At 66.3% G+C, this 11,787-nt stretch carries 9 protein-coding genes; 4 read left to right on the forward strand and 5 right to left on the reverse strand.

Annotated features, from left to right (window positions below):
- The coding region (locus ABWP84_RS11475) for a hypothetical protein (protein ID WP_353212166.1) at nt 1–416 on the forward strand (416 nt) is incomplete at its 5' end.
- Between the two features lie 222 nt (nt 417–638).
- On the opposite strand, the gene hisS is transcribed toward ABWP84_RS11475, so the two are convergent.
- Entirely contained in the window at nt 639–1,871 is a 1,233-nt protein-coding gene (hisS, locus tag ABWP84_RS11480; RefSeq protein ID WP_353212194.1) for a histidine--tRNA ligase, read from the reverse strand.
- 109 nt (nt 1,872–1,980) lie between these two features.
- Between hisS and ABWP84_RS11485 the strand changes: the two genes are divergently transcribed.
- Entirely contained in the window at nt 1,981–3,951 is a 1,971-nt protein-coding gene (locus ABWP84_RS11485) for a protein-disulfide reductase DsbD domain-containing protein (RefSeq protein WP_353212167.1), read from the forward strand.
- Nucleotides 3,952–3,979: 28 nt separating this feature from the next.
- Here ABWP84_RS11485 and ABWP84_RS11490 read toward each other — a convergent pair whose 3' ends face one another.
- The 4 genes from ABWP84_RS11490 to ABWP84_RS11505 form a co-directional block, all read right to left on the reverse strand.
- Nucleotides 3,980–4,948, reverse strand: coding sequence for a tripartite tricarboxylate transporter substrate binding protein (locus tag ABWP84_RS11490; RefSeq protein ID WP_353212168.1), 969 nt, complete (start codon nt 4,946–4,948; stop codon nt 3,980–3,982).
- Complete coding sequence (locus ABWP84_RS11495; RefSeq protein WP_353212169.1) at nt 4,938–5,651, reverse strand: ribonuclease activity regulator RraA; 714 nt, start codon at nt 5,649–5,651, stop codon at nt 4,938–4,940. The genes ABWP84_RS11490 and ABWP84_RS11495 overlap by 11 nt, the downstream gene beginning before the upstream one ends.
- Complete coding sequence (araD, locus tag ABWP84_RS11500) at nt 5,651–7,378, reverse strand: L-arabinonate dehydratase (protein ID WP_353212170.1); 1,728 nt, start codon at nt 7,376–7,378, stop codon at nt 5,651–5,653. Before araD ends, ABWP84_RS11495 begins: the two co-directional genes overlap by 1 nt.
- Nucleotides 7,379–7,525: 147 nt before the next feature.
- Nucleotides 7,526–8,929: an FAD-binding oxidoreductase gene (locus ABWP84_RS11505; protein ID WP_353212171.1), complete on the reverse strand. Its 1,404-nt coding sequence runs from the start codon at nt 8,927–8,929 to the stop codon at nt 7,526–7,528.
- A gap of 102 nt (nt 8,930–9,031) precedes the next feature.
- Between ABWP84_RS11505 and ABWP84_RS11510 the strand changes: the two genes are divergently transcribed.
- Both ABWP84_RS11510 and ABWP84_RS11515 read left to right on the forward strand, forming a co-directional pair.
- On the forward strand, nt 9,032–10,657 hold the full coding sequence (locus ABWP84_RS11510) for a GMC family oxidoreductase N-terminal domain-containing protein (RefSeq protein WP_353212172.1): 1,626 nt from the start codon (nt 9,032–9,034) through the stop codon (nt 10,655–10,657).
- Entirely contained in the window at nt 10,654–11,784 is a 1,131-nt protein-coding gene (locus ABWP84_RS11515; RefSeq protein WP_353212173.1) for a thiolase C-terminal domain-containing protein, read from the forward strand. Before ABWP84_RS11510 ends, ABWP84_RS11515 begins: the two co-directional genes overlap by 4 nt.
- The last annotated feature ends 3 nt before the right edge of the window (nt 11,785–11,787 follow it).

Genomic DNA, 11,787 nt, shown 5'->3' on the forward strand with positions numbered 1-11,787 from the left:
GAGGCGTTGGCCGAGGCACACTAAACTCGGTGTCCATCGAACCGGCAGCAGGCCATATCGCCGCCCCAGCTATGGCCAACAAGCACAATGCGAGTTCCGGTCGGCTGGGCGCGGATGTCGTTAAGAAGCTTTTCCGCCTCGTCGTGAGAGTAATATTTTATCGCACCTCCCGAACCAACTTTGATGCCATCGACGGCAAAATCACGAACATTGCCAGTCATCCCATCGCCCGCTCCCCCCACGAAAGCAACGAACGACTCCCGCGGCGCCGCAACCGCCGCAGGCGGCCGCTCAGAGGGCACAGCCTGCCCGGCCGCCGGCGGCGCAGCGCCCCGCGCACGGCGTTGGTGATAGTCAGAAACATGCTCCGGCTGCCCATTGCGGCGGCGCTCATAGGAGCGGACATGGACCAGTAAAGACCCGCCCTCACCCCCCGCCGGCGGGTATAATTCCTGAAATCCACGGGTCACATCAGCCACATAGGCCGCCCGTTCGGGATGGCCTGACTGCCAATAGCGCGGGTCTCGCATCGCCCGCCGCAGTTCCGCTTCGCTTCGCTTTGGTCCAGTGGCCATCTTCATCGCTCCATGGTGAAGCGGCTTTATATCCTTTTCCTACGCATCAATCAATATAAATTCCTACTGCAGCCCCGCCAACCCAGCAAGGCTCACCGCCACCTGCGTCCCCGCATCCAAATCCTTCCACTGCAAGCCGCCATCCTCGGCCACCAGCAGCGCCGCGCGGGCATTCTGCTTATTCGCCCTCTCCAGCCGCCGCTTGAGATTGCCGCGATAGGCCATCTCCGCATGGGTGCCCGCCGCGCGCAGCGCCTGCAGCGCGGCCAAAGCCGGCGTCTCGGCCGCATCGCCCATCGGCACCACCGCCACCGGCCGCGCGGCGGCGGGCGTGCGCCCGGCATCCTCCATCAGCAGCGCCAGGCGCTCCATCCCCGCCGCCCAGCCCACCGAAGGCGTGGGCGGCCCGCCCATCTCCTCCACCAAGCCATCATAGCGCCCACCGGCCATCACCGTGCCCTGCGCGCCCAGCCGGTCAGTCACAAACTCAAAGGCGGTGTGGCTGTAATAATCCAAGCCCCGCACAATCCGCGGGTTTTCCCGCAGCGGCACGCCAAAGCCCTGCAAATACCGCAGCACCGCCGCGTAATGCGCCGCTGCCCCCGCCGTCAGATGCGCCGTGATCAGCGGCGCGCCTTCCACCAGCGCGCGGTCCGCCGCGTCCTTGCTGTCCAGAATGCGCAGCGGGTTTTTCTCCAGCCGCGTCTTGCTATCGGCCGAAAGCTGCTCGGCATGGGCGGAAAAATACGCCACCAGCGCGGCGCGATAGGCATCGCGGCTTTCAGCATCGCCCAGCGTATTGATCTCCAGCACCACGCCCTCGGCAATGCCGAGCGACTGGATGATTTGCCAGCCCGCAGCAATCACCTCGGCATCCGCAAGCGGCTCCGCCGCGCCCAAAATCTCACAGCCAATCTGGTGGAATTGCCGGTAGCGCCCCTTCTGCGGCCGCTCATAGCGAAACATCGGCCCGGCATAGAACGCCTTTTGCGGCAGCGACTGGGTGAGGCCATTGGTCACCAGCGCCCGGCAAACCCCGGCGGTATTCTCCGGCCGCAAAGTCAGGCTCTCCCCGCCACGATCCTCGAAGGAATACATCTCCTTCGCCACCACATCGGAGGTATCGCCCAAGCCGCGCGAGAACACCCGGGTATCCTCGAAGATCGGCGTGAACCATTCCTCAAAACCATAAAGCCCGGCGATGCGCCGCGCCGTATCGGCCACCGCATTGTGGCGGCGGGCATCGGCGCCGATCATATCCCGGGTGCCGCGCGCGGGTTGCAATTTGCTGCTCATCGGCTGGCTATGGCCCAGGATGCGCCGCTTGTCATGGGGTGGGCCTGCGGCCATATCCTCACTCATGCGCTTGGTCCTCGCCCTGCTATTGCTGTTGGCGCCCATCGCCATGGCGCAGCCCTTCACCACGCCGCGCAGCACCACCACCTTGTTGAGCGAGGCCACCTCGGTCGCCCCCGGCCAGCCTTTCCGCGTGGCGCTCGACCAAAGCCTTAGCCGCGGCTGGCATATTTACTGGAGCAATCCCGGCGATGCCGGCGCACCGCCCGAAATCACCTGGACCCTGCCCGAAGGTGCCACGGCCTCCGGGCTGCAATTCCCCGCCCCAAGCCGCATCGCCTATGGCCCGTTGGTCAATTTCGGCTACCAGAACAGCGCCTCCTTCCTGGCCAGCATCACCCCCCCCGCCAGCCTGCGCCCCGGCGAGAGCCTGAGCATCACCGCTGTGGCGAATTGGCTGATCTGCGCCGAAATCTGCATCCCCGAGGAGGCGCGCTTCACCCTCACCCTGCCGGTCGAAGCCATATCCCGCCCCGCCCCCGGCCAGGCAGGGCGCTTCGCCGCCGCCGAGGCCGCCCTGCCCCGCCCCCTGCCCTTTCCCGCCCGCATCGGGTTTGCCGGCAGCGCCGGCGCGCTGGAGATCACCGCCTTGCCGCCGGGCGGCCTGCGGGAGGCGTTTTTCTTCCCCGCCATCCCCGCCCTTATCGACAATGCTGCCCCCCAGCCCCTGGCGGTGGAGGCGGGGCGGCTGACCCTGGGCCTCACCCGCGGCACCGCCCCCCTGCCCAGCGCCATCGAAGGCGTGTTGGCCCTGACCGATAGCCAAGGCATCCGCCAAGCCTATGCCATCAACCTCCCCCCAGGCCCGATGCCAGCGCTGACGCCAGTTCTGCCGCTCTGGCAGGCGCTGCTATTCGCCATGCTGGGCGGGCTGATCCTCAACCTCATGCCCTGCGTCTTCCCCATACTGGCGATGAAGGCGGTGGGCCTCGCGCGTCTGGCCGGCGAGGACAGGGGGCAGATCCGTGCTCATGCCGCCAGCTACAGCGCCGGCGTGGTGCTCTCCTTCCTCGCCATCGGGGCGGCGCTGCTGGGGCTGCGGCTGGCCGGCAGCGCTGCGGGCTGGGGCTTTCAATTCACCCAGCCAGGCTTTGTCGCCCTCATGGCCTGGGTGATGCTCGCGGTTGGGCTCAACCTCTCCGGCGCCTATGCCATGGCCGGGCCGGTGCTCTCCGGTCAGGCCCGGCGCGGCCATGCCGGCAGCTTCTTCACCGGCGCCCTGGCCGTGCTGGTGGCCACACCCTGCACCGCGCCCTTCATGGCGGTGGCCCTCGGCGCGGCCATGGCGCTGCCGCCGCTGCCCATGCTGCTGGTCTTCGCTGCCATGGGGCTGGGGCTTGCTTGGCCTTACGCTCTTCTGGGGCTGGCCCCCGGCCTGGCCTCATTGCTGCCCCGGCCCGGCCTATGGATGGAGCGGCTGCGCCAGGCCCTGGCCTGGCCGATGTATGCCGCAAGCGCCTGGCTGGTTTGGGTGCTGGCGCGGCTTGCCGGGCCGCATGGCGTGGCGCTGGCTCTGCTGGGCGGGCTGCTGGTGGGGTTTGCCGCCTGGGCCTTGGGCCGGGCACAGCGTGGCGGCGGCCGGCTGGCCCGCCCGGGCGCGCTTTCGGCCGCGCTGGCAGCGCTGGCGCTGCTGCCGGTCTTTCTCGGCACCACGCCGCCGCCGGGCCTGAATTCGGGGCCATATGAGCCCTGGTCCGCCGCGCGGGTGGAGGCGCTGCGTGCGGAGGGCCGACCGGTCTTCGTCAACCTCACCGCCGCCTGGTGCATCTCCTGCAAGGTCAATGAGCTTGTGGCGCTGGACACTGCGGCCGTGCAGGCCGGCTTCACCGCCGCGGGCGTGACCCAATTGGTGGGAGACTGGACGCGCGGAGACAGTGCCATCACCGCCTTGCTGCGCGCCCATGGGCGGGAGGGCGTGCCGCTTTACCTCTTCTACCCCGCCCAGGGCGCCCCGCCGGTGATGCTGCCGCAAATCCTGACTGAGGGTATCGTGCTGCGGGCAATCGGCGGGGCGGGCTGAACCGCGGCACGTTTTACTGCGGCGCGTTTTACTCTGGCCGAATATTGCCCTGCCTGACCACCCGCTGCCAACGCGCGATCTCCTGCGCCTGAAACCTCGCAAATACCTCAGGCTGGCTGGCCACCACCTCAAAGCCCAAATCCTCCAGCCTTGCGAGCGTGGCGGGCGCGCGCAGGGCTGCCGTCGCCGCCTCATGCACCCGGGCAACCAACGGGGCCGCCATGCCCGGCGGCCCACCCAGCGCCTGCCAGGAATAGACCACGAGTTCAGGCAGCCCGGCCTCGGTCGCATGCGGCACCTCGGGCAGCAGCGGATGGCGCGCCTCCGAGGTGACGAGCAGCGCCCGCACCCGGCCATCGCGAATCTGCGGCATGATCGAGCCCAGATTTTGGAAGCTGAACGGCACATTGCCGGCCAACAGCGCTGCCGTGGCGGGCCCGCCACCGGTGAAGGGCACATGGGTGGAATCGGTGCCTGTCACCTGGCTGAACAGCGCGCCCGTCGTGTGGTCCGAACTGCCAATGCCGCTGCTGGAATAAGCGCCGTTATTGCCTGGTCGCTTCAGCCAAGCGATGAACTCGGCAAGGTTGGCAACCGGCGCAACCGCTGGGTTCACCACCAGCACATTGGGTGTGCGAACAGTTTGCATGATGCGCGTGAGGTCACGCGTCGGGTCATATGGCAGGTTGGGCCGAGGTGCGACATTGATCGCCCAAACCGAGAGCGGCGCGTGCATCAGCGTATGCCCATCGGGCGCTGAGCGCACCACCTGCTGGGTGCCGATAATGCCGCTGGCACCGGGCCGGTTCTCCACCGCGAAGGGCTTGTCGAGGGCCTGCTGCATGTGCTGGGCCAGCGAACGGCCGATAATGTCCGATGATGAACCCGGGGCGAAAGGCACGACAATGGTGACGCCGCGCGCCGGCCATGCCTCCTGCGCCAAGGCCGGGCTGGCCAGACATAGCAGCGCCGCGCGGCGGGCAATCCTAACGGTCATGGGTTTTCCTCCAGGCATCGAACAGCGCCACATTAGCAGGGTCAGTCGCCGGATACAGGCCGCGGATGCTGTGCCCCGCCCGCACACGCTCAGTGGCGAAATCCTCATAGGCCGTCATCTCGCTCGCCTCCTCGGCCAGTTCATCGGCGAGGTGGGCGGGCAGTGCTATCACCCCATCGCCATCCCCCACCATGATGTCGCCAGGGAAGATCGGCGCATCGCCGCAGGCGATTGGCTCATTGAGCGCAATGGCGTGGTTGAGGGTGAGGTTGGTTGGCGCCGAGGGCCGCTGGTGAAAGGCCCAAATCTCCAGCCCGGCAATCTCCTGCGCATCGCGAAAGCCGCCATCGGTCACCACCCCCGCCACGCCGCGGGCCTGCAGCCGATTGACCAAAATGCCCCCGGCCGAGGCGGCGCGGGCATCCTTGCGGCTGTCGATCACCATCACATGGCCGGCGGGGCATTCCTCGATGCCACGGCGCTGCGGGTGGCTCGGGTCCTTGAACACCTCAATGCCGTTCAAATCCTCCCGCGCCGGGATATAGCGCAGCGTATAGGCCGGCCCGACCATGGATTGCCGCCCATGCACCCGCAGCGGCTGCACATTCTGGATGAATTGCTGCCGGAAGCCGCGCTTGAACAGCGCGGTGGCCAAGGTTGCGGTGGAAACATTCTTCAGCAGCGTCAGGGTTTCAGGCTTCATCAGTAAATCACCGGCTCGGTGACGGGCGCGCCGAAATCGGTGCGCAAAAAGTCGAAATCCGCCCCCTCATTGGCCTGCTGAATATGGCGGCTAAACATCCAGCCATAGCCACGCTCGTAATTCACCGCAGGCGGCGTCCAGGCCGCCCGGCGTGCCGCCATTTCCTCATCCGAGATGGAAATATCAATCCGCCGCGCCGCCACATCCATGGTCACGATATCGCCGGTGCGCAGCAGCGCCAGCGGCCCGCCCACGAAGGATTCGGGGGCCACATGCAGCACGCATGCGCCATAGCTGGTGCCCGACATCCGGGCATCGGAAATCCGCAGCATGTCGCGATGGCCCTCCTTCAGCAGCCGCCGCGGCATGGGCAGCATGCCCCATTCCGGCATGCCCGGCCCACCCTGCGGCCCGGCATTGCGCAGCACCAGCACATGGTCCGGCGTCACGTCCAGATTCTCATCCTCGATCGCCTTCTTCATGCTGGGATAATCGTCAAACACCAGCGCCGGGCCGGAATGCTTCAGGAACTTCTGGTCCATCGCCCCTGGCTTGATCACGCAACCATCGGGCGCGAGATTGCCATAAAGCACCGCCAGCGAGCCCTCGCCGTAAATCGCCTTATCCTGGGTGCGGATCACATCATCATTGAAGGTCTTCGCCCCTTCGATATTCTCGCCCAGCGTCTTGCCATTCACCGTCAGGCAGTCGAGATGCAAATGCTCGCGGATATTGTTCATCAGCGCCCGAATACCGCCGGCATAGTAGAAATCCTCCATCAGATAATCCTTCCCCGTGGGGCGGACATTGCCGATGACAGGCACGCGGCGGGATGCCTTCTCAAAATCCTCCAGCCCGACATCCGTGCCGGCGCGCCGCGCCATGGCGATCAGATGGATGATCGCATTGGTCGAACAGCCCATCGCCATCGCCACCGCAATCGCGTTTTCAAACGCCTTCCGCGACTGGATTTTCGAAGGCTGCAAATCCTCCCACACCATTTGCACGATGCGCCGGCCGCTATCGCTGGCCAGGCGAATATGCCCCGCATCGGGTGCCGGTATCGAGGAGCCGCCGGGCAGCACCATGCCAATCGCCTCGGCAATCGCCGTCATGGTGCTGGCCGTGCCCATGGTCATGCAGGTGCCATGGCTGCGGGCAATGCCGGCCTCCACCCCCTGCCAGTCGCGATCGGTGATTTTGCCGGCGCGCAATTCATCCCAGTATTTCCAGGAATCACTGCCCGAACCCAGGGTCTTGCCCTCAAAATTGCCGCGCAACATCGGCCCCGCCGGCACATAAATCGTGGGTATATTCATGCTCGTCGCACCCAGCAGCAGGCCAGGGGTGGATTTGTCACAGCCCCCCAGCAGCACGCAGCCATCCACCGGGTGGGAGCGCAGCAACTCCTCCGTCTCCATCGCCAGCATATTGCGGTACAGCATGGTGGTTGGCTTGACGAAAACCTCGGCCACCGAAATCGCCGGCAACTCCATCGGCAGGCCACCGGCCATCAGCACGCCACGCTTCACATGCTCCGCCCGGTCGCGCAGATGCACGTGGCAGGGCGAGAGGTCAGACCAGGTGTTGATGATGGCAATCACCGGCCGCCCGGCCCATTCCTCCGGCGCATAGCCCATCTGCATGGCGCGCGAGCGGTGGCTGGAGGAGCGCAGATCATCAGGCGCAAACCAGCGGGCGGAGCGAAGGTCTTCGGGTTTTTTCATGAACAATTCAATCCTATCTCGGCAGCGGGGGTGAGAGGGGGCAGGCAAGCCCGGGGCCACATATCCATCCTCCCCCCGCTTATTCTTGCGCGTATCGGAGCCCAGCCCGGGCTTGCGCGCAAGGTGGAACCCGCAGCCAGGGCGCGCTCACCCGCCGGGCAATACCTTGCCGGGGTTCATCCGCCAGCCCGGGTCCAGCACAGCCTTGAGGCTGCGCATCACATCCAGCGCCACCGGGTTTTTCAGCGCCGCCATGCTCTTCACCTTGGATTGGCCAATGCCGTGCTCGGCCGAGAAACTCCCCCCTGCCGCCACCGCCAATTCGGCCACCGCGTCATCAAACCCACCGGCCCGCGCCACCCAGGCATCCCGCGCCGTGCCCGGCGGCGCCTGCAACGAGATATGGATATTGCCATCGCCCAAATGGCCGATGCACATCACATGCCCCTCCGGCCAGCGCGCAGCGGCCATGGCATGCACCTGCTCCAAAAACAGCGGCACTGCGGAAACCGGCACAGCGCAATCGGTGGCAATGGCCGGGCCCGCCTGCTTGGTGCAATCGGGCGTGCTCTCGCGCATCCGCCACAGCATGGCCCGCGTCTCCTCGGATTCGGCCAGCATGGCATCGCTGCATTCACCCGCCTCCAGCGCCGCGGCCAGATTATCCTCCATAATGCCGCGCAGCCCCGCCGCGGCATGGGCGGCGGCAATCTCGATGATGCAATACCACGGCGTGGTCAGCGGCACCGGCGCACGAAACCCGTGGCCATTCTGAATCGTCAACGCGATGGTCCGTTGCCCACACAGCTCAAACGCCACCAGATCCGCCCCACAGCCCTGCATCCGCCCCAGTAGCCGCAGCGCCTGGGCTGGGCTCTCCACCGCCACGAAAGCCGTCTCGCGCACCCGCATCGGCGGGTAGAGCTTCAATGTCGCCGCCGTCACCAGCCCCAGCGTGCCCTCAGCTCCGATAAAGAGGTGGCGCAGCGCATAGCCGGTATTGTCCTTGCGCACCCGGCGCAAATCATCCAGCACCCGCCCATCGGGCAGCACCACCTCCAGCCCCAGCACCAGGTCGCGCACCGTGCCATAGCGCAGCGCCCGAATGCCGCCGGCATTGGTCGAGATCACACCGCCAATATGCGCCGAGCCCTGGGCGCCGAAATTCAGTGGGAATAGCCGGTCAGCCTCCGCCGCCGCAGTGCCGACATTCTCCACGATGCAGCCCGCATCCACCGTGATGGACATATCCACCGGATCAATCACCCGAATGCGGTTCATCCGCTCCATCGAAATGGTGATGCTGGGGGTATTGCCGGCAATCGGCACAGTCCCACCCGCCAACCCCGTGCGACCGCCAGCCGGCACCACCCGCAAGCCCTGCGCCGCCGCCTCGCGCAGAATGGCCGAAACCTGCTCTGTACTGGCCGGGCGCAGCACCATATCGGGGGTCGCGCGCAGATTGCCGCGCCAATCCTCGCCATAAGGCGCTGTGTCCTGAGCTTCCGTCAGGCAATGCTGTGCGCCGACAATGCGCGCGAAACCATCCATGGGCGTTCTCCTTGGGCCTGATTGCACGCCCCGACAGCGCGCCGGTCAACCGGTTGACCGCAGCCCGCGCCGGCCCAAAGCTGGCCACAGGGAGAAAACGCCATGGAATTGGAAGCAGACTACATCGTGGTGGGCGCCGGCTCAGCCGGATGCGCCGTCGCGGCCCGGCTGGCGGAACAGCCGGGCATGCGGGTTGTGCTGCTTGAGGCCGGCGGCCGGGCCACCAACCCCTGGCTGCATATCCCCATCGGCTATGCCAAGACCATGTATCACCCCAAACTCTCCTGGAACCTGAAAACCGCCGGCGAGCCAGAGCTGAAAGGCCGCCAAATCGATTGGCCGCGCGGCCGGGTGATGGGCGGCTCCTCGGCCATCAATGGCCTGATCTATATCCGCGGCCAGGCGGCCGATTACGATCATTGGCGGCAATTGGGCTGCATCGGCTGGAGCTTCGCCGATGTCCTGCCGCATTTCCGCGCCGCCGAGGATAATGAGCGCGGCGCCGACGAACTGCACGGCCAGGGCGGCCCGCTCGGCGTCTCCAATATGCGCGACCACAACCCCATCTCCGCCGCCTTCATCGCCGCGGCGAAGGAGCTGGGCTTCCCGGAAAACCCCAATTTCAACGGCCATGAGCAGGAGGGCGCCGGCTGGTATCAGGTCACCGCCCGCAATGGCCTGCGCTGCTCCGCCGCCACCGCCTATCTGAAACCCTGCCCGGCCAATCTACAGATCATCACCGATGCCCCGGCGCGGCGGCTCATCCTGGAAGCTGGCCGCTGCGCCGGCGTGGTCTATGCCCAGGGCGGCGTGGAGAAGACGTTGCGCGCCCGGCGCGAGGTCGTCCTCAGCGGCGGCGCCATCCACTCTCCGCAATTGCTGATGCTCTCGGGCATCGGCGATGGCGCGCATCTGCAAGAGATGGGCATCGAGACCCGCCACCATCTACCCGCCATCGGCCGCAACCTGCAGGATCACTTCCAGGCCCGCATGGTCTTCCGCGCCAATGCCAAGGTCACCTTCAATGATGTGGCGAACTCCTTCTGGGGCAAGATCCGCACCGGGCTGGAATTCGCCCTCAACCGCTCGGGGCCCCTCACCTTCTCGGCCGGCACGGCGGGACTTTTCGCCCGCGTCATGCCGCAATCCGCCACCCCCGATGTGCAGTTCCACTTCGTGCCCTTCAGTGCGGCCGGCCCCGGCAAGGGGCTGCATGATTTCCCCGGCTTCACCATGAGCATGTGCCAGCTGCGCCCCGAAAGCCGCGGCAGCATCACCCTCGCCAGCCCCGACCCCACCGCCCATGCGCATATCCAGGCCAATTATCTGAGTGAGAAATTTGACCGCGATTGCATCGTCGCCGGCCTGAACCTCACCCGCCGCCTCGCCGCCACCACCGCCCTCTCGCGCTGGATCGACAGCGAATTCCTCCCCGGCAGCCAGGCCCAGGGCGATGAAGCTATGCTGGATTTCGCCCGCTCCACCGGCATCACCATCTACCACCCCTCAGGCACCTGCCGCATGGGCGAGGATGCGCAGAGCGTGGTGGATAGCCGCTTGCGGCTGCGCGGCGTGGCCGGGCTGCGGGTGGCCGATGCCTCGGTCATGCCCACCGTGGTCTCCGGCAATACCAATGCCGCCTGTATCATGATCGGCGAAAAATGCGCAGCAATGATCAAGGCCGATCACTTGGCCGAGCCGGCGCCGCAGCGCAATATCGCGGCATGAACATCCACGATTCCTACCCGCTGCGCGACAAGGCGGCCTTCGCCGGCATCGGCACCTCCGCCTTCGGCAATTTCCCCGCCAGTGATTCCTATGGCCTGGGCTGCGAGGCGCTGAACATGGCGCTCGATGATGCCGGCCTGCGCCCCGGCGATATCGACGGCCTCATTGTCAACCGCATCCCCAGCTATGAGCGTTTCGCGGAGATGATGGGCATCAACCCGCAATATTGCCTGCTGACCGAAACCCCGGGGCGCTTCTCCGGCGTCTCGCTCTCCCTGGCGATGCAGGCGGTGGCCACCGGCGCGGCGAAGACCGTGGCGCTGGTCTATGGCAATAATGGCCGCTCCAAGCGGGTGAATTACGGCGGCGGCGACAGCCAATGGAGCGCCTGGGGCATGACCAGCCCCGGCGCCAGCCACGCCATGATGTGGCAGCGCCACATGCATGATTACGGCACCACCCATGCCGATCTCGGCTGGGTGGCAGAAGCCTTCCGTCACCACGCCTGCCTCAACCCCGATGCGGTGATGCATGGCCGCCCCATCACCCGCGAGGACCACGCCACCGCGAGGCCCATCTGCGAGCCGCTCAAACTGCTCGATTACTGCCTGATCAATGACGGTGCGGTGGCCTGGATCATCACCAGCACCGAGCGCGCGCGCGACATGCGCCGCCCGCCGGTGCTGATCTCAGGCTATGCCCGCCAGGATAATTTCACCTATGGCAGCGCGCCTCCCACCGATTACTGGCAAGGCGCCTTCGCCAAGGTGCAAAGCGAGATCTACGCCCGCGCCGGCATCGGCCGTGACGAGCTCTCGGGCCTGGGCATCTACGACAATTTCTCCCCCACCGTGCTGTTCAGCCTGGAGGGCATGGGCTTCTGCCCACACGGCGAAGGCGGCAATTTCGTCAAGGATGGCACGCTGCGCCTGGGCACCGGGCGCTTACCCACCAATACCTCCGGCGGCCATCTTTCCGACAGCTACATGCAGGGCTGGGGCATCATCGCCGAATGCGTCCGCCAGTTGCGCGGCGATTGCGGTGCGCGGCAAATTCCCAATGCCGAGGCCATGCAGTATATCTGTGGCACCAACATCGCGCTCTCCGCGATTTTTCGCAGGGGCTGAACC

Source organism: Rhodovarius sp. (assembly GCF_040399605.1).
In the GTDB taxonomy this organism is placed as follows: Bacteria; Pseudomonadota; Alphaproteobacteria; order Acetobacterales; family Acetobacteraceae; genus Rhodovarius; species Rhodovarius crocodyli_A.